Annotated in this window: 19 protein-coding genes and 1 pseudogene; 14 read left to right on the top strand and 6 right to left on the bottom strand. The window is 68.3% G+C overall.

Translation table 11 applies throughout. The features are described 5' to 3' along the window. Positions 1 to 21: 21 nt before the first annotated feature. Positions 22 to 965: pseudogene (locus RIU96_RS03225) on the bottom strand (metallophosphoesterase). On the opposite strand from RIU96_RS03225, the gene RIU96_RS03230 reads away from it, so the two are divergent. Next, the gene (locus RIU96_RS03230; RefSeq protein ID WP_144740755.1) at positions 964 to 1416 is read left to right on the top strand and encodes a GatB/YqeY domain-containing protein; all 453 of its coding nucleotides are present in this window, start codon (positions 964 to 966) and stop codon (positions 1414 to 1416) included. The pseudogene RIU96_RS03225 and the gene RIU96_RS03230 overlap by 2 nt on opposite strands. A gap of 6 nt (positions 1417 to 1422) precedes the next feature. Here the strand turns inward: RIU96_RS03230 and RIU96_RS03235 are convergent, their stop codons facing one another. Further along, positions 1423 to 3813, bottom strand: a complete 2391-nt coding sequence (locus tag RIU96_RS03235) for a transglycosylase domain-containing protein (RefSeq protein WP_144740752.1) — start codon at positions 3811 to 3813, stop codon at positions 1423 to 1425. A 160-nt stretch (positions 3814 to 3973) separates the two neighbouring features. Between RIU96_RS03235 and RIU96_RS03240 the strand changes: the two genes are divergently transcribed. The 4 genes from RIU96_RS03240 to RIU96_RS03255 are packed head-to-tail and all read left to right on the top strand — an operon-like array spanning position 3974 to position 5844. Then, positions 3974 to 4354 (top strand): WhiB family transcriptional regulator, encoded by a 381-nt coding sequence (locus tag RIU96_RS03240; protein ID WP_144740749.1) that lies wholly within the window; start codon positions 3974 to 3976, stop codon positions 4352 to 4354. 28 nt (positions 4355 to 4382) lie between these two features. Next, on the top strand, positions 4383 to 4535 hold the full coding sequence (locus RIU96_RS03245) for a Sp36 family protein (protein ID WP_144317517.1): 153 nt from the start codon (positions 4383 to 4385) through the stop codon (positions 4533 to 4535). Between the two features lie 3 nt (positions 4536 to 4538). Then, entirely contained in the window at positions 4539 to 5012 is a 474-nt protein-coding gene (locus tag RIU96_RS03250; RefSeq protein WP_144740746.1) for a RidA family protein, read from the top strand. A 19-nt stretch (positions 5013 to 5031) separates the two neighbouring features. Continuing rightward, positions 5032 to 5844, top strand: coding sequence for an MBL fold metallo-hydrolase (locus tag RIU96_RS03255; protein WP_144740743.1), 813 nt, complete (start codon positions 5032 to 5034; stop codon positions 5842 to 5844). 8 nt (positions 5845 to 5852) lie between these two features. On the opposite strand, the gene glxR is transcribed toward RIU96_RS03255, so the two are convergent. Next, on the bottom strand, positions 5853 to 6536 hold the full coding sequence (gene glxR / locus RIU96_RS03260) for a CRP-like cAMP-activated global transcriptional regulator GlxR (RefSeq protein WP_144317514.1): 684 nt from the start codon (positions 6534 to 6536) through the stop codon (positions 5853 to 5855). 228 nt (positions 6537 to 6764) lie between these two features. Here glxR and nth point away from each other — a divergent pair, with 228 nt between their 5' ends. From nth to RIU96_RS03280, 4 genes are all read left to right on the top strand, one after another. Further along, positions 6765 to 7595, top strand: coding sequence for an endonuclease III (nth, locus tag RIU96_RS03265; protein ID WP_144740740.1), 831 nt, complete (start codon positions 6765 to 6767; stop codon positions 7593 to 7595). Next, the gene (locus RIU96_RS03270) at positions 7588 to 8157 is read left to right on the top strand and encodes a TlpA family protein disulfide reductase (protein WP_186366103.1); all 570 of its coding nucleotides are present in this window, start codon (positions 7588 to 7590) and stop codon (positions 8155 to 8157) included. The genes nth and RIU96_RS03270 overlap by 8 nt, the downstream gene beginning before the upstream one ends. Continuing rightward, positions 8158 to 8856, top strand: a complete 699-nt coding sequence (locus RIU96_RS03275) for an NUDIX hydrolase (RefSeq protein ID WP_186309942.1) — start codon at positions 8158 to 8160, stop codon at positions 8854 to 8856. It abuts the gene before it with no gap. A gap of 69 nt (positions 8857 to 8925) precedes the next feature. Next, complete coding sequence (locus tag RIU96_RS03280; protein WP_144740737.1) at positions 8926 to 10119, top strand: MarP family serine protease; 1194 nt, start codon at positions 8926 to 8928, stop codon at positions 10117 to 10119. Here RIU96_RS03280 and RIU96_RS03285 read toward each other — a convergent pair. The 3 genes from RIU96_RS03285 to RIU96_RS03295 form a co-directional block, all read right to left on the bottom strand. After that, entirely contained in the window at positions 10075 to 11025 is a 951-nt protein-coding gene (locus RIU96_RS03285; protein WP_375543097.1) for an alpha/beta fold hydrolase, read from the bottom strand. The two genes, RIU96_RS03280 and RIU96_RS03285, sit on opposite strands and share 45 nt — an antisense overlap. 18 nt (positions 11026 to 11043) lie before the next feature. Beyond that, complete coding sequence (locus RIU96_RS03290) at positions 11044 to 11613, bottom strand: phage holin family protein (RefSeq protein WP_136651399.1); 570 nt, start codon at positions 11611 to 11613, stop codon at positions 11044 to 11046. A gap of 64 nt (positions 11614 to 11677) precedes the next feature. Beyond that, positions 11678 to 12529 (bottom strand): HAD family hydrolase, encoded by an 852-nt coding sequence (locus tag RIU96_RS03295; protein WP_136651398.1) that lies wholly within the window; start codon positions 12527 to 12529, stop codon positions 11678 to 11680. Positions 12530 to 12872: 343 nt separating this feature from the next. Here RIU96_RS03295 and ssd point away from each other — a divergent pair, with 343 nt between their 5' ends. The 5 genes from ssd to RIU96_RS03320 are packed head-to-tail and all read left to right on the top strand — an operon-like array spanning position 12873 to position 16630. Further along, on the top strand, positions 12873 to 13919 hold the full coding sequence (gene ssd, locus RIU96_RS03300; RefSeq protein ID WP_144690934.1) for a septum site-determining protein Ssd: 1047 nt from the start codon (positions 12873 to 12875) through the stop codon (positions 13917 to 13919). Further along, entirely contained in the window at positions 13916 to 15052 is a 1137-nt protein-coding gene (locus tag RIU96_RS03305; protein WP_136653487.1) for a TadA family conjugal transfer-associated ATPase, read from the top strand. Before ssd ends, RIU96_RS03305 begins: the two co-directional genes overlap by 4 nt. Then, positions 15049 to 15831, top strand: a complete 783-nt coding sequence (locus RIU96_RS03310; RefSeq protein ID WP_311205111.1) for a type II secretion system F family protein — start codon at positions 15049 to 15051, stop codon at positions 15829 to 15831. Before RIU96_RS03305 ends, RIU96_RS03310 begins: the two co-directional genes overlap by 4 nt. Further along, a complete protein-coding gene (locus RIU96_RS03315; RefSeq protein WP_144317507.1) occupies positions 15828 to 16430 on the top strand; it encodes a type II secretion system F family protein in 603 nt (200 codons plus the stop codon). The genes RIU96_RS03310 and RIU96_RS03315 overlap by 4 nt, the downstream gene beginning before the upstream one ends. Then, positions 16427 to 16630, top strand: coding sequence for a DUF4244 domain-containing protein (locus tag RIU96_RS03320; RefSeq protein WP_006839298.1), 204 nt, complete (start codon positions 16427 to 16429; stop codon positions 16628 to 16630). Before RIU96_RS03315 ends, RIU96_RS03320 begins: the two co-directional genes overlap by 4 nt. Positions 16631 to 16636 lie beyond the last annotated feature (6 nt).

The following is a 16636-nucleotide window of genomic DNA, read 5'->3' on the forward strand; positions in this document are numbered from 1 at the left end:
CAAAACGCCAGCTCGGACGTTTTAGGCGCGCCGCTCGGTAATGCGGATCAGCGCGGCGGAAGGGCGGCAGAAGATGCGCACCGGGGCGTACTTCGAGGTGCCGAGCCCGCCTGTGACCTCCATCCACATCGACCCGTAGCGGTGCAGCCCGGAGGCACGCTCCCTGTCAATGTCGGAGTTGGCCACGATCACGCGCTCGCCGGGCAGGCAGATCTGGCCGCCGTGGGTGTGGCCCGCCAACGCTAGGTCGTAGCCGTCGGCCTCGAACGCGGAGAGCACGCGCCGGTAGGGGGCGTGCAGCAAGCCGATGGCCAGATCGGCGTCCGCGTTCGGGGCTCCGGCGATCTCTTCGTAGCGGTCGAGGTCGTGGTGCGGGTCGTCGACGCCGGCGAGCGCGAGCTTGACCCCGGAGGCCTTGAACTCCAGGCGCTGGTGCGTGGCGTCGCGCCAGCCGCGTTCCACGAATGCAGCGCGCATGCCCTCCCAGGGCAGGTCCACGTATGAGGGCTCGCGCTTGGCGTTAACGAGATACTTCAGCGGGTTGACCGGCCGCGGCGCCCAGTAGTCGTTGGTGCCGAAGACGAACGCGCCGGGGCGGTTGAGCAGCGGCTCGAGGGCGTCGAGGACGTAAGGCACCCCGCGCAGGTCCGAGAGGTTATCGCCGGTGTTGATCACGAGGTCCGGCTGTAGGGCGTCGAGGGCGCGGACCCACGCGATCTTGGTGTCTTGTCCCGGGATCATGTGCAGATCGGAGATGTGCAGGACCTTAAACGCGTCCGCGCCGCGCAGCGTGCCTGGTGGGAGCAGGGGCAGCTCGTAGGTTTTGAGCTGGAAGTTGGTCAACTCGGAGATGCCGAACGCGAGCGTCGTCAAGCCAGCTGCTGTTCCAGTTGCGAGGGTGGCCGCAAGAATATGTCGAAGCTTCATCCCACTCAAGGTTACAGGTCGCGTAACCTTAAATTCATGAGTGAGCTGAAAGACAAAATTCGCGCCGACCTGAAAGAGGCCATGAAGGCCAGGGAGAAGGAGCGCACGGGCACGATCCGCATGCTGCTGGCCGCGATCCAGGCCGCAGAGACCGAGGGCACCAAGCACGAGGTTGGTGACGACGAGATCATCGCGATCATCGCCCGCGAGATCAAGAAGCGGCGCGAGTCCGCAGAGATTTACCGCACCAACGACCGCGCGGACCTCGCCGACGCCGAGCTTGCCGAGGTTGATGTGCTCGAGGGCTACCAGCCGAAGCAGCTTGACGACGCCGAGCTTAACGCCCTAGTCGACGAGGCGATTGCCGAGACCGGCGCGGACTCCATGGCCCAGATGGGTGCCGTGATGAAGGCGGCGACGGCCAAGGCCGCCGGCCGCGCCGACGGAAAGCGCCTCTCCGCCGCGGTCAAAGACCGCCTGGGCAGCTAAAGGGGACTAGCCGAAGATCTCGTTGAGTTGGCTGCGGGCGTCGTCAATCTGGCGCTGCAGCTCCTCGAGCTCCGGCGAGGGCCGCGACGGCGCACGCGGTGGGGTCGGCTCGGTCCGCGACTCCGTCTGACGCGGTGCGGAGCCATCGGATACGTTGAGCTTGACCAGAGACCCCGGGGCGAGGTTCGGGTCCATCGGCTCTGCGGCGATAACAGTGCCGCGCGGCGCGCCGTCGCCGAAGACGGTCTGCAGAACCACGCGCAGGCCCTGCTCCTCGAGCCTGGAGCGCGCAGCCTCCGTGTCCATCCCCACGACCGAATCAAGTGCCGCCTGGCGCGTGCCGCGTTCGTACACCGCGCTCGACTCGGGTAGGCCAGCGTTCCGCGCCCCCGGCACGCCGTTTGCCATGCGGAACCAAGCATCGGCGGCCTCGTTGCCGCCAAACAAGGTGCCCTCAGAGCACTGGCGTACAGGACTGGTGCACAGCGGGGTGGTCTGCGTCCCGTCATTGTAAATGTAGGGGGCGCCCGCCAGCGCCCGGTTGAACCCGAAGAACGCCGAGGACTGGTGCGATTCGGTCGTACCCGTCTTCGCGGCGACCGGAGCGTCCCACCCAGCCGCTGCGGCGGCGCGTTTCGCCGTTCCGGACTTGATGTCTTCCGACATGCCCTGCGCCAAGGCGGCGGCGACTTCCTTGTCCACGGCCTGCTCGCAGGCGGGGCGGTCGATGTAGACCTCTTGGCCGAATTTGTCCGTCACCTTTGCGATCGGGTTCGGCTCGCACCAGCGCCCGTTAGAGGCCAGGGTTGCGCCGGCGTTGGACAGCTCCAGCGCGTTGACCGCGAGCGGGCCGAGGACAAACGAGCCCATGTTGCCCTCGACGGCGGCCTGCTCAATCGAGCGCTCGCCGTCGTAGGTGCCGTCGGCGGCATAAGACCGCAGCCCGAGGCGGACGGCCATGTCTACCGTGGGCTCCACGCCGACCTTTTGGATGAGCTCAATGAAGGTGGTGTTGGGCGACTGCGCGAGGGCGTCGCGAAGCGAGAGCTTGGGCGCGTACGTGCCGGCGTTTTCGACGCAGTAAGCACCGGGTGGGCAGTTGTCGGCGCCGCCGGCGCCCATGCCGTAAACGACGGAGCGCTCCGGGGTATCTAGCATGGTGTCCAGGCCCATTCCCTGCTCAAGGGCGGCACCGGCGGCGAAGATCTTGAACACTGAGCCGGCACCGTTGCCCACCAGGGACGACGGCTGCGGCATGATCGTCTGGTTCGCTTCCAAGTCGAGCCCGTAGAAGCGTGACGACGCCATCGCGGCGATGTCGCGCGAATCCTCGCCCGGGCGCACGACGTTGAGGACACCGGCAACGCCGGGGGTGGACGGGTCAACACTGCTGCGAATCGCGTTGACCGCGCTCATTTGAACCGTCGGGTCGAGGGTGGTCGTAATCGTGTACGCACCCTTTTCCAACTCCTCCTGAGACAGGCCCTTGCTGGCCAGGTAGGTCAGGGCGTAATCGCACATGAACCCGTTGTCGCCGGCCGCAAGGCAGCCGTCGGGAAGCAAAATGGGCTGCGGGAGGATATCCAGCGGCTCGGCGGACAGGGCGTCGGCCTCCTCCTGCGTGATCGACCCGTAGGCGGCCATGTTGTTGAGCACCGTGTTGCGGCGCTCGATCGCGCCCTCGGGGTTGGTGTACGGGTTGAGGTATTCGACGGACTGCAGCAGGCCGATCAGCAGTGCGGCCTGCTTGGGGCCCAGGTCGCGCGCGGGCACGTCGAAATAGGTGCGCGAGGCCGCTTCGATGCCAAACGAGTGGTTGCCGAAGGATACGAGGTTGAGGTAGCGGGCGAGAATCGTGTCCTTGTCCAGCGTCTTGTCCAGGTCCGAGGCCATGCGCATCTCGCGCAGCTTGCGGGGGATGGACTGCTCGGTGGCGGCGATGGCATCCTCGGCGGATTCGGCGTCGACAAGCCACAGGTAGTTCTTTACGTACTGCTGGTTGATGGTGGACGCGCCCTGCTCCACCCCGCCGGCGAGCAGGTTGGTCACCATCGCGCGGGCGAAGCCCTGCATGTCCACCCCGTCGTGCTGGTAGAAGCGCCGGTCCTCGGTGGAGACGAGGGCGTCCTTGGCGTACTGGGAGATTTCCTCGCTGGGCACCTCGTAGCGGCGCTGGTTGAACAGCCACGCCATCGGCTGGCCGTTGACGTCGGTGATCGTAGTCACGCCGGGGACGTGGCCGTCGGTGAGGTCGGAGAGGTTCGTCTGCATTGTCTGCGATGTGCGCGCGACAGCGACACCGCCGAGCCCCGCGATGGGGGCGAGGGCGGCCGCGATGACGAGGCCCGCCGCGAGTATGGCGACGAGCAGTTTTCCGAGCGAAGAGAGAGCTGACACCCCCTTACCCTAAACCACCGCGACGCGTGGGGGAACTCGCAATCCCCCCAATCCGTGTGACCAATTCGACAATTCGGCGGGGGTGTGAATACACTTACAGACACCAGTTAGTTCGGTTAAGAAAACCATTCTCGCATCGAAGGACCTCGAAGGAGACGCCATGACGGCAACGTTGGGCCGAGAAGCCCTCCAAGCGGCATCCGTGCCGCACCGCACCGCTACTACAGGGACGTCGAGGAATTACGATTCAAACGGCCAGCTTGTGTTCGACCGTGGCGAATGGGTCACCCTGGCGACGTGCCGTTCCGGCGACCCCGATGCGTTGTTCGTCCGTGGCGCTGAGCAGCGCAAAGCGGCCGCGATTTGCCGTCGCTGCCCGGTGCAGATGGAGTGCCTCGCAGACGCGCTGGACAACCGCATCGAGTTCGGCGTATGGGGCGGGCTCACCGAACGCCAGCGCCGCGCCGTGCTGCGCCAAAACAAGCACGTCACCGACTGGGCGGAGCACCTCGCCTCCGGCAGCGAGGTCGCGGGGCTCTAAGCCGGCGCGTTCACGGTAGAATCGCCCCATGACTAAATGGGAATACGCCACCGTGCCGCTTCTGACCCACGCCACCAAGCAGATCCTGGATACCTGGGGCGAGGACGGCTGGGAACTCGTCACCGTCACTCCCGGCCCGACGCCGGAGAACCTCGTCGCCTACATGAAGCGCGAGGTCTAGGCCGTGGCTGCGACGTTCACCGAGAAGCTGTCCGCCCTCGGCCTCGAGCTGCCTGAGGTCGTCGCGCCTCTTGCCGCCTACGTCCCCGCCACCCGCGTGGGAAACCAGGTGTGGACCTCGGGGCAGCTGCCGCTTATCGACGGCTCCCTGCCAGCAACAGGCAAGGTCGGAGCCGAGGTTTCGGAGGATGAGGGCTACGAGCTGGCGCGCCGCGCTTGCCTCAACGCGCTTGCCGCGATCGACGCGCTGGTCGGGCTCGACAACGTTACTCGCGTGCTCAAGGTCGTAGGCTTCGTCGCCTCCGCGCCGGACTTCACCGGCCAGCCGAAGGTAATCAACGGTGTCAGCGAGCTCATCGGGGAGGTCTTCGGCGATGCCAGTGCCCACGCCCGCTCCGCGGTCGGCGTCGCCGTGCTGCCGCTGGACTCGCCCGTTGAGGTGGAGATCATCGTCGAGGTAGCGGACGCGGCTGCATAACAGCTGTAGTCTTAGACGTATGCAGCATCCCGCTTACAGCCAACTGCGGCCGGTCACCCCTTCTGCTTCCGTCGTGCTCTGCCCGAACCCGAGCTACGCGGCGTTGGAGGGCACAAATTCCTGGGTTGTCAGGGTGCCCGGGGACGAGTTCAGCATCGTCGTCGACCCGGGGCCCGAGGACGAGGGCCACCTCAACGTGCTCAGCGCGAAGGGCGAGAAGGTGGCGCTGATCCTGCTCACCCACCGCCACCACGACCACGCGGACGGCGCGCAGCGCTTCCGCCAGCTCACCGGCGCGCCAATCCGCGCCGTTGACCCGCAGTACTGTGCGGGCGCCGAGCCGCTTGTCGACGGCGAAGTGATCTCCATCGACGGCATCTCCCCGCAATTGAAGGTCGTGGCCACCCCGGGCCACACCCGCGATTCGGTGAGCTTCTTCGTCTACTCGGCAGCGGCCGGCGAATCTGAGCTCGAGGGCATTATCACCGGAGATACGATCGCGGGTCGCCACACCACGATGATTTCCGAAACCGACGGAGACCTCGGTGACTACCTCGATTCCCTGACCCTGCTGGAGGAGCAGGGCGAGGGCGTGCGCTTGCTGCCCGGCCATGGCCCAGAGGGCGATGACGTTTCGGAGTTCGCGCGCAAGTACCTAGAGCGCCGCACCCAGCGCCTCGAGCAGATCCGCGAGGTGATCCGTGAGCATGGGGTGGACGCGGACATCAACACCTTCGTCGACGCGATCTACGACGACGTCGACCCGGTCCTGCGTGGCGCCGCCGAGCAGTCCACCCGCGTCGCGCTGCGCTACATCCGCAACCAGGGCTAACTCGGGGGCTAGCGCGCGCGCCGGGCGAGGTGCTCGGTGTCGACAATGAGCACGCTCTTGCCCTCCAAGCGGATCCACCCGCGGTGCGCGAAGGTGGCCAGCGCCTTGTTTACCGTCTCGCGCGACGCTCCGACAAGCTGCGCGATCTCCTCTTGGGTCAGGTCGTGGTTGACCCGCAGCGCGCCACCCTCCTGGGTGCCGAAGCGGTTGGCCAGCTGCAGCAGCGTCTTGGCGACGCGGCCCGGAACGTCGGTGAAGATTAGGTCCGCCAGGGAGGCGTTGGTGCGTCGCAGCCTGCGCGCGAGCACCCGCAGGAGCTGCTGGGAGATGTCCGGGTAGTCGCTGATCCACTTCTTCAACGACTCGGAGTTCATCGTCGCGGCCGAAACCTCGGTGACGCACACGGCGGAGGAGGTGCGCGGGCCCGGGTCGAAGATGGACAGCTCGCCGAACATGTCGGACGGGCCCATCACAGACAGAAGGTTCTCGCGGCCGTCGGAGGCGTGGCGCGCGAGCTTCACCTTGCCCTCAATGATGATGTAAAGCCGGTCGCCGGGTTCACCCTCATCGAAGATCGTGGTGCCACGCGGGAAGTGGACGCTTTCCATCTCCCCGATCAGCGCCGTCACGGCATCCGGCTCGACACCCTGAAAAATCCCCGCGCGCGCGAGAATGTCGTGGTCGCCCTGCATGTATGCCTCCTTAGCTCAACGGCGCTATTCCACCCGTTAGGGTAGCACTGCCGTGGGAGGTTCGTCACAAAAGGGCGAAATTGTGGCCAGTTACGAGAACAGGCTGGATTCCAGCTTTTCCATGCCGACGGCGAAGAGGCCGAGAATCACGGGGGCTAGGGCTACGAGGACAACTGTCATGGGTGAGATTCTACCGGCCTGATTGCAGCGGTCACTATAGTTGCGCCTATGACTGGACCCACCGGCTCTTCTCGCACGGCAGCGTCGCTGACTCCCCAGAGGCACCGCCGGCCCGGTTCCCACCCGGCGGCCAAGGGCGCGGAGACAGCCATCGGGCGCACCCGCCGCGCGCGCCGCATCAACCGCACGCTCGCGGCGGTGTTCCCCGACGCGCACGCGGAGCTCGACTTCACCAACCCGCTGGAGCTGCTCGTCGCCACCGTGCTCAGCGCCCAAACCACCGACGTGCGCGTCAACCAGGTCACCCCTGCGCTTTTCGCCCGCTTTCCGACGCCCTCCGCATACTCCTCGGCAAAACAGGAGGAGGTAGAGGAGATCATCCGTCCCACCGGCTTCTACCGCGCGAAGGCGGCAAACCTCATCGGGCTGGGCCGCACGCTGGTCACCGACTTCGGCGGCGAGGTCCCGACCGCACTCGAGGACCTGGTCAGCCTGCCGGGGGTGGGCCGGAAAACGGCGCACGTTGTGCGCGGCAACGCCTTCGACATGCCCGGACTGACCGTGGACACGCACTTCCAGCGGCTCGTCCACCGGCTCAAGCTCACCGAGGAAAAAGACCCGGTGGCCATCGAGCACGCGATCGCCGCGATTATTGAGAAGAAAGAGTGGACGATGTTCTCGCACCGGATCATCTTCCACGGCAGGCGCGTGTGCCACGCCCGCACCCCCGCCTGCGGAGCGTGCCCGCTGGCGTTCGACTGCCCCAGCTTCGGGGAGGGGCCGACCGACCCGGCCCAGGCCGCGGCGAAGGTGACCGGCCCCGAGCGCGACCACATCCTCGCCTTTGTGGGCAGCGGCGAAGGAGAAGCACATGAATAGGACAGCAGTACTGGGTGTGGCCGCCGCGGTGGTGGCGACCATCGTCGTGCTGGCCGGGGCCCTGGTCCTGCTGCGCCCGACCCCGGGCGGTTCTCAGGGGCAGGGGACGCCGGTGGAGGCGTCGACAAGCAGCGCGGCGGCGGTTCCCGCGCGGCCCGATTGCCCCGGGCGCGAGGTCGGCGGGGTGGAGCTTGATTGCCTCGGCGGCGGGTATGTCGATCCCGCCATCGACGTCACTGTGGTCAACGTCTGGGCGTGGTGGTGCGAGCCGTGCCGCGAGGAGCTGCCGGTGATCGAGCAGTTCGCCGCCGAAAACCCGCAGTTCAGTGTGGTCGGCGTGCACGCTGATGCGGCCGCCGCGAACGGTGCGGCGATGCTCAACGAGCTCGGTGTCGGGCTGCCGAGCTACCAGGACAGTGACAACACTTTCGCGGGCACCCTGGGGCTGCCCGGGGTGATCCCGCTGACCGTGGTGTTTCGCGGCGATGAGCAGCTCGCCGTGTTCCCGAAGGTGTTCGGCAGCGCCGCCGAGCTAGACGCCGCTGTGACAGGGGTGCTCTAAGTGGCAGACGTTGAACTCGCGCCTGAGCTCGCGCCGGGCTGGCTGACCTCGATGGTCGCCGGGATGGAGACGTCGCAACGCTCCAAGCGGGCGCAGGAGCTGCTGTCGGGCCGAACCGTGCAGCGCCCCGAGCGCGACGACGCCGCCGTGCTCATGCTGCTGACCGGCGCTAACGCCGCCGAGGCGGAGATCTTAATCACGCACCGCACGCCGACGATGCGCAGCCACTCCGGGCAGATGGCGTTTCCCGGCGGGCGTATCGACGACACCGACCTCGGGCCCGTCGACGCCGCGCTGCGCGAGGCGTGGGAGGAAACGGGCCTGGAGCGCGAGCGCGTCACGCCGCTGGCCGTGATGCCCTCGCTGACCACCGCCGGAGGGCGCCGCCGCGCGGTACGCCCCGTGCTCGCCTACTCGGCCGACCCGGGAAGCCCGTACGTGGCCAGCCCGGTGGAAACGGACGACGTTTTCTTCGCCCCGGTCACGGAGCTCCTCGCCCCCGAAAACCGCCTGGACGTCGGCTTTTCCGGGTTCACCGGGCCGGCGTTTTGGGTCAACGACTACCTCGTCTGGGGCTTTACGGGCGTGCTTCTCGACGTCCTCTTCGACGCTGCCGGATGGGCCACACCCTACGACCCCACGGTCGTGCCGCTGCGCCGGGCGCTGAAGCGTTCGCGCAACGGGGAGCGCCACTTTTAGCCCCACCCGGAGTAACATCAACTCGCACGAAGTAGGCCCGTACCGAAAAACCGAGGGAGAACCGACGCGTTGGACGCCGCTGTCATCGTCGATGTAATCCTTGTTGCCGTGATCATCGCCGCGTTCGTCAGCGGCTGGCGCCAAGGCGCGCTCAGGGCGGTGTTGTCGATGGTGGGTGTCGTCGCCGGGCTGATCGTCGGCCTGGCCATCGCGCCGCTGCTGGTCAACCTCGCCGAAACCCGGGCGGTCAAGCTCGTGATTCTGCTCGCCGTGGTGGTGCTGTTTGTGGGCATGGGCAACATGGTCGGCCTCGTCGTCGGCTCCGGGGTGCGCGAGCGGGCCCGGTTCCGCTCCACCCACGTGCTCGATTCGGTGGTGGGGTCGGCGTTCCAGGCGCTGGTGGTGGCGCTGGTCACCTGGTTCATCTCGATTCCCCTGGCCACGTCGGTCCCAGGCGCCGTCGGCGACGGCATCCGCAACTCCGCCGTCCTCGGCGCGATCGACTCGGCCGCACCCGCCGGGCTGGAGTCGCTTCCCGGGCGGCTCGCGGCGCTGCTCAACGATTCGGGCCTGCCGCCGCTGGTCTCACCCTTTGCCACGCCCGGCGGCCAGCAGGTCGACGCCCCCGACGCGGCAGCGGTCGACCCGGAGGTGGTCGACCGCGTCAGCCCGAGCGTGGTGCACGTTATGGGTGACGCCGGGGTGTGCGGGCGCAAGCTGATGGGCTCCGGCTTCGTGGCCGCCGAGGACTATGTGATCACCAACGCCCATGTGGTGGCGGGCACCGAAGCCGTCAACCTAGACACTGTGTTGGGCGTGAAACCTGCCGAGGTCGTTTACTACCGCCCGGACGTGGACATTGCGGTGCTGTACAGCGAGAGGCTGGGCCTCGAGCCCATCCCGCTGGCGCAGGAAGGCCTGGCCCGCGGCGACAACGCGGTGGTGATGGGCTACCCGCGTTCCGGGCCGTTCGAGGCCGCTCCGGCGCGCGTGCGCAGCCGGATCAACATCTCGGGCCCGGACATTTACTCCACCGGGCGCGTTGAGCGCGAGGCGTACACCCTGCGCGGCAACGTCAGGCAGGGCAACTCGGGCGGGCCGCTTCTCACACCCGAGGGCGAGGTCGCGGGCGTGATCTTCGGCGCCTCCGTCGACTCCAGCGACACCGGCTACGCGCTCACCCTTGACCAGGTGCTCAGCGCGGTGGGCCCCCTGCAGTCACACACCACGCCGGCCGACACGCAAAGCTGCGTGGTCGGTTAGCCCGCCGGCGAACTCAGCGATCGCGTCGACGAACGCCCCTGGGTTCTCGATGTGCGGCAGGTTCTTCGCGCCCGGGAGGGTGAGCGTGCGGTAGTCGCCGGTGACGCGGTCGCGCTGGCGCGCGGCGAGGCGCCGCCACAGGCTTTGGTTGGGGTGGATTAACAGGGTCGGCGCACTCACGCTCGCCCGCCGGGGCGTTGAGCTGGTGAGAAGGCGGGAGTTGTGGACGCTATGGATGAAAGCGTTGTCGATCGCGGCGGCGGTGCGTCGTAAAGTAAGCACCTCGGCGAAGCGGTCGCTGCGCTGGAACGAGGCCGTGGTGTTGATGGCCAGGTTGGCGCGGTAGGCACGCGCGCGGGCGCGGGCGAAGCGCTCGAGCAGGCGCGAGGGCAGGTGGGCGAGCGCACTGCGGCCGAGCATGGGCATGAAATCCCACGGCCGCGAGGCCATCGCCGCGCGCAGGTCCGCCGGGTGCGATGCGGAAACGGACACCAGCCCCGCGACCGTTTCCGGGTGTGTGGCAGCGCTCACCCAGGCGACCGCGCCCCCCGTGTCGACGCCGACGAGCACGGCGCGTTTATGCCCGAGGGTGGCTATCGCGCCCTTGACGTCGCCGACGGCGAGCAGCATGTCGCTGCCGGGCCGGGGCGGGGGCTTGTCCGACATGCCGTAGCCGCGCATGTCCAGCGCGGCGACGTGAAAGCCCCGCTGCGCGAGCGGGGCAACAACGTCGGAAAAATCGAACCACCCACCGAACGTGCCGTGGAGCAGCACGATCAGCGGGCAGTCCGCGTCGCCCGCGGTCACCGCGTGGAGGCGGGTGCCGCGGGTGTGGAGCATGCGGTGGGTGAAATCGCCCTCAAGCTCGACTACCGACGGGGGGAGTCGGCGTCCGGGGGTGGCCACCGCGTTACTACGCTCGAGCTAGTCGACGTTCGCCACGGTGGAGCCGCCGCGCGGCGGGACGGGGCGACCGGTCGGCGCGGATCCGCCGGTGTAGAGGGCACTGTCGTCCTCGGCGAGGTTCTTCTTCGCCTGGCCCGGGACGAGGTTCTTCAGCTCGTTAACCGACTCAATGGTGCGCTCGGGGGACTTGATCTTCTTGAACTTGCGCAGACCGACGAAGGCGAGGATGCCGGCGACGGCGAGCATGACAAGGAAGACGATGAGGAAGGCTGCCCACCACGGCACCCACAGCTGGAGCAGCGCGGCGAGGAAGAAGAAGAAAAAGAAGGTGGAGTAAAGCGCGATGACGCCGGCGCCGGCGAAGAGGCCGCCGCCGATGGCGCCCTTCTTTACCTCGCCGATGACCTCGGTCTTGGCAAGCTCGATCTCGTTGCGCACCAGGCGGGAAACCTGCTCGGTGGCGTTGGAGACCAGATCACCAATGGAGTCCTGTCCCGGCTGCGTGACGTCGGTGTCGCGCAGCGGGATGGAGTCCACCTTCGCGGAGATGGCTGTCGAACCGTTCGTGTAGAGACCCTTATTGCTCACGTTGAATACCTTCCTCGGTGGCGCTAGCCAAGTTTTTCATTAGAACATACCCAATCCTAGAGGATTATGTGTTGTTACTGTCCTTCATGATGCGCTGGGCGACCCACACGCCCGCCGCGGCGAGGGCCGTGACTCCAGCGAGCACGCCTGCGCCAATGCCGAACTCGCGCGCGTTGGGCATCTGGATCAGCGGCACGGGGTGCTTGAAAATGCGCACCTCCCACCCGTTGTCCTGGGCGTGCTTGCGCAGCGCGCGGTCCGGGTTGACCGCCACGGCGTGGCCCACCATCTCCAGCATCGGGATGTCGGTGGCGGAGTCGGAGTAGGCGTAGCAGAGCTCGAGGTCGTAGCTGTGGGAGTCGGCGAATTCGGCCACCGCCTCGGCCTTGGCGTCGCCTTTGAGGAAGCGGGTGATGTTGCCGGTGAGTTTGCCGTCGACAATCTCAAGCTCGGTGGCGACGATCATGTCCACCCCGAGCTCGCGCGCGATCGGCTCGACAAGGATGTCGGCCGAGGCGGAAATGATGATGATGTCGCGGCCGTGGCGCTTGTGGTAATCGATCAGCTCGCGGGCCTCGGCGTAGATCGCGGGCGTGACCACGCTGCGCATCGTCTCGGTGGTGATGCGGTTGATGTCCTCGACCGACCAGCCGGCGACGAGCTGGGAGAGGTAGTCCCGCGTCGAGTCCATTTGCTCGCTGGAGTGCCCGGTAAGCATGTAGGAGGCCTTGGTCATGTAGATCTCCACGGCCTCTTGGCGCGAGATCAGCCCGTTGTTGAGGAACTCCTTGCCAAAAGCAAACGCAGACGAGGTCGCGATGATGGTCTTGTCCAGGTCGAAGAAGGCGGCGGTCCGCGGTGTCGCGGCGCCCGCGCTTCCTCCGCTTAAACCATCGCGGCACTCGTCGCCAGTCATGCCCTACATTGTAGCCCCGCGCCGCGTGTGCCGAGGTAGAAAGCTACTTCGAAAAAGTTTACGAAAATTTGCGCCGAGGTGCTTGCAACTTGTTCGGGGTGTGTGTCATAATCATTCCTGCGAGGCCCCGATATACAGTGTGGCCTGCCCCGGTCCACCCCCCGAGACCGGGTTACTGACGGCCCGCGCACACCCCCCCGAGGCGCGGGCCGTCTCTTATGCCCTCAGCCGCGCGGGGTTATCCACAGCGAAGTGCGTGAAGCGTCACCCAGTCACGATGGTTATCCACAGGTTTGCGCGGGTGGTCTTGTGCAGGTCAAGCGCGTGCGCAACAGTCGGAGCTATGCCGCAGCCAACACCCATCCTCATCGCGATTGACGACGCCGCCACGCACTCCGAAGCCGTCCACCTCGCTGCCGCCTCGGGCCGCGCACTTATCGACGCCACCGCCTCGCCCGCCGCGCTCGAGCGCCACCTCGACTCGGCCTTCGCCGTGCTTATCGACGCCCCCCAGCACCTCACAGAGCTCTCGCGCACCCCACACCGGGCAGGGATCTTCGTCGTCGGACCCGACGTGGGCGCCGTCGCGGAAGCGCACGCCGCCTACCCCGCGGCCGAGGCCGCCTTCGTCCTGCCGGCCCAGGCCGCAGAGCTTTTGCGTGCCCTCGGGGCGCTCGAGCGCACCCCGCGCCTGCGCCGCGTGGAGGGCAAGGTCATCGCCGTAATCGGCGCGGCCGGAGGGGTGGGGGCGTCGACGCTGTGCGCGTCGATAAGCCGCGCGGCGGCGCGCGAGTGCGAACCCACTGTGATCGACGCCCACCGCTACTCCGGCGGCTTCGACCTGCTCGTCGGCATTGAGGAGCGTGGTGGCGCGCGGTGGGGCGAGATCTCGTTCGGGGAGGGCAGTGTCGAGCGCGGTGACGTGCGGCGCGCGCTGCCGAGCACCCCTGACGGGATCGCGGTGCTGACCTGCTCGCGTACCACGATCGCCGACCCCTTCGTGCTCGACCCATTGATGCTCGAGCGCACCGTGGCGGCGCTGGGCTCCGCGGGGCTTACCGTGGTGGATTGCCCCGTGGGGCTCGTGCCGCAGCGCTGCGACCTAGCGCTCGTGGTCACCCCCGGCGAGGTGCGCGCGGCGGCCGCGGCCGCGCGGATCTGCGCCGAGCTCGCCGCGAACAGCATCGGGTGCGCGATCGTGGCGCGGCGGCGCTCCTGGACGGGGCTGTCGGCGCGCGAGATCGAGCGCGTGACCAAGCTCGACGTCATCGCGGACGTGCCCGAAGTCGCCGGGCTGACCCGCAAGGTCGAAACCGCAGGCCTGCCGCTGCGCCTGCCCCGCCCGCTCGCACGCGCCGCCGCGAAGGTGATCGCGGAGGTCGGGGTATGAGCGCGCGGGCGACGGAGGAGATCATCACCCGCGTCAAGCGCCGGCTCGCCGCCGAGGCCGACGTCGACCCGGCGCGCCTGTCGGCCCTGATCCGCGAGGAATCGGCCGTGCTCAGCGACGTCGACGTCCTCACCATCATGCGCAGGCTGCGCGACGACACCACCGGCGCCGGGCCGCTGGAGCAGCTCCTGGCAGATCCGACGGTAACCGACATCTGCGTCAACGGCCCGCACGGCGTCTACGTCGATCGCGGCAGCGGGCTCGAGGCCACCCCGGTGCGCTTTGCCGCGGACGCGGACGTGCGCCGCCTCGCCTCCCGCCTCGCCGCTGGTTGCGGGCGCAGGCTTGACGACGCCCACCCGTTCTGCGACGGCCACCTCACCCGCGACAACGGCACCCTCCTGCGCTTCCACGCGGTCCTGCACCCCACCGCGCACGTCGGCACGTGCATTTCGCTGCGCGTGCTGCGCTCCACCACGGCCACGCTCGACGACCTCGCCGCGCGCGGGGCCTTCGACGCCGAGCGCGGCGCGGCGCTGCGCCGCATTGTGCGCGACCGGCGCGCGTTTTTGGTGCTTGGTGGCACGGGCGCCGGCAAGACAACGCTTCTGTCCGCCATGCTGGCAGAGGTCGACGCCACCGAGCGCATCGTGGTTATCGAGGACACCTTGGAGCTCACGCCGAGCCACCCGCACGTGCTCAACCTGACGTCGCGGGGCGCCAACGCTGAGGGCGCCGGTGAGATCACGTTGTCCGACCTGTTGCGGCAGTCCCTGCGGATGCGCCCGGACCGGATCGTCGTTGGCGAGATCCGCGGCGCTGAGGTGGTTGACCTGCTCGCCGCGCTGAACACGGGCCACGACGGCGGCGCCGGCACCCTGCACGCGAACTCGATCCACGAGGTGCCCGCGCGCATGGAGGCGCTCGCCGCGCTAGGCGGGCTCGACCGGCCAAGCCTGCACTCCCAGCTCGCGGCGGCCGTCGAGGTGATCCTCGTGGTCAAGCGGCGCCCCGACGGCTCCCGCGTGCTGCACCAGCTCGGGGTGCTCGAGGGCAACCCGGTGCGCGCGAAGGTGCTGTGGGACTCAGTTGCGGGCGAGGCGGACGGTTACCGGGAGGTGTTCGGGCCATGAACGTAACCGCAGCGCTTCTCGTCAGCGCCGTGATCGCGAGCCGCCCGCCTCGCCCGGCCGTGCGTCTCGACGGGGCGGCGACCCGCGCGCGGATCCACCCCGCCGCCCTGCCCGTGGCGGTGTTCGCGGCCACCCTCGCCGTCATCATGGCGGAGCGGTTCTCGCTGGTTATCGCCGTCTCGATTGCCGCGGCGACGCTGTGGCGGGTGCTCAGCGCGCGGCAGCGGGCGCGTTGGGCGGGGCGTCGACAAGCAATAGTGGCGCTGTTTTTGGGCCACGTTGTCACCAACGTGCAGGCCGGGTCCACCCTCGAGGCCGCCTGCAGCCGCGCCGCAGACCACCTGCCGGAGGACTGCCCGGCGCCCCTGGCCAACAACGTGCACCAGCTTGTCGCCGCCGCGCGTACCGGCACCGCCCCGCACGACGTGTTCGCCACCGCGCCGGCACCGGAGCTTGCCGACGTCGCCGCATTGTGGTCGCTCGCGATCCACCGGGGCCTGCCTGTCGCCGACCTGCTAGCGCGCGCCCGCGAGCGCATCGACACCGCCCAGCGCCACCGGGCGGCGACCGAGGCGGCGCTCGCGGGCCCGAAAACCACCGCCGCCGTCTTATCGCTGCTCCCGCTCGCCGGGGTGGCGATGGGGTCGGCGATGGGGGCCAACCCGCTCGGCCTGCTGCTCGGCGGCGGTCTCGGCGGGTGGCTGCTCGTCGGCGGGACCGCGCTGATCAGCGCCGGGTTTCTCACCTGCCAGCACATCATCGCGAGGGCCGCCGCATGACCGTCCTCGCCGCACTACTCATCGCCGGCGCCCTGTGCGCCTCCCCGCCGCGCCCCGCGCAGCGCCTCCACCCGGGTGACGGCGACCGCGTCCCGAAAACACCCCGCGACGGGCCGCGCACCGCCCGCTCGCCGACGTTCGACCGGCACCGAGTCGCCTCGGACATCTCGCTGTTCGCCGCTTGTTTTAGCGCCGGCCTGCCCGTCAGCGCGGCGGCGGCAGCGGTCGCCGACTCCTACGGCCCCGACAGCCCGGAGCCGCTCGCGCAGCAGTGGCGCACCGTCGCGGCTCTGTCCGTGCTCGGCGTCGAGCCGGACAAGGCGTGGGCCGACTTCCACCGCGTGCCTGGCGGCGCCGAACTGGCCAGTCTCGTCGGGCTGTCGCACTCCTCCGGTACCGCCGTCGCCGCTGGCTGCGAGCGCATCGCCTCGCGCCTGCGCGACGCGGCCGCCGATGACGCGACAGCCAGAGCCGAACGCGCGGGCGTGCTCATCAGCATCCCGCTTACCGCATTTTTCCTACCCGCCTTCTTCGTCCTCGGACTCATCCCCACGGCAATCAGCCTGGGGACCCACCTCACTCAAGGAGTACAACCATGAACCGTCTTGCAGCATCACTTTTCACCCACATCCACACGAAACTGTCCAATGACAAGGGCATGAGCACCATCGAGTACGCCTTTGGCAGCCTCGCGGCCGCAGCCCTCGCCGGTGTTCTATACATGGTGGTCAACGGCAACGGTGTGACCTCGGCCATCGAGCGCGTCATCACCGACGCACTCAGTAACACCCCGGGCTAGGACTGC

Source organism: Corynebacterium sp. Z-1 (genome assembly GCF_031844665.1).
GTDB classification, from domain to species: domain Bacteria; phylum Actinomycetota; class Actinomycetes; order Mycobacteriales; family Mycobacteriaceae; genus Corynebacterium; species Corynebacterium sanguinis.

Excerpts from the sequence above, each read along its gene's own strand:
- RIU96_RS03230 (WP_144740755.1), top strand. The coding sequence starts at position 964 with ATGAGTGAGCTGAAAGACAAAATTCGCGCCGACCTGAAAGAGGCCATG.
- ssd (WP_144690934.1), top strand. The coding sequence starts at position 12,873 with ATGCCGCAGCCAACACCCATCCTCATCGCGATTGACGACGCCGCCACG.
- RIU96_RS03305 (WP_136653487.1), top strand. The coding sequence starts at position 13,916 with ATGAGCGCGCGGGCGACGGAGGAGATCATCACCCGCGTCAAGCGCCGG.
- RIU96_RS03315 (WP_144317507.1), top strand. The coding sequence starts at position 15,828 with ATGACCGTCCTCGCCGCACTACTCATCGCCGGCGCCCTGTGCGCCTCC.
- RIU96_RS03310 (WP_311205111.1), top strand. The coding sequence starts at position 15,049 with ATGAACGTAACCGCAGCGCTTCTCGTCAGCGCCGTGATCGCGAGCCGC.
- RIU96_RS03320 (WP_006839298.1), top strand. The coding sequence starts at position 16,427 with ATGAACCGTCTTGCAGCATCACTTTTCACCCACATCCACACGAAACTG.
- glxR (WP_144317514.1), bottom strand. The coding sequence starts at position 6,536 with ATGCAGGGCGACCACGACATTCTCGCGCGCGCGGGGATTTTTCAGGGT.
- RIU96_RS03245 (WP_144317517.1), top strand. The coding sequence starts at position 4,383 with ATGACTAAATGGGAATACGCCACCGTGCCGCTTCTGACCCACGCCACC.
- RIU96_RS03240 (WP_144740749.1), top strand. The coding sequence starts at position 3,974 with ATGACGGCAACGTTGGGCCGAGAAGCCCTCCAAGCGGCATCCGTGCCG.
- RIU96_RS03270 (WP_186366103.1), top strand. The coding sequence starts at position 7,588 with ATGAATAGGACAGCAGTACTGGGTGTGGCCGCCGCGGTGGTGGCGACC.
- nth (WP_144740740.1), top strand. The coding sequence starts at position 6,765 with ATGACTGGACCCACCGGCTCTTCTCGCACGGCAGCGTCGCTGACTCCC.
- RIU96_RS03295 (WP_136651398.1), bottom strand. The coding sequence starts at position 12,529 with ATGACTGGCGACGAGTGCCGCGATGGTTTAAGCGGAGGAAGCGCGGGC.
- RIU96_RS03255 (WP_144740743.1), top strand. The coding sequence starts at position 5,032 with ATGCAGCATCCCGCTTACAGCCAACTGCGGCCGGTCACCCCTTCTGCT.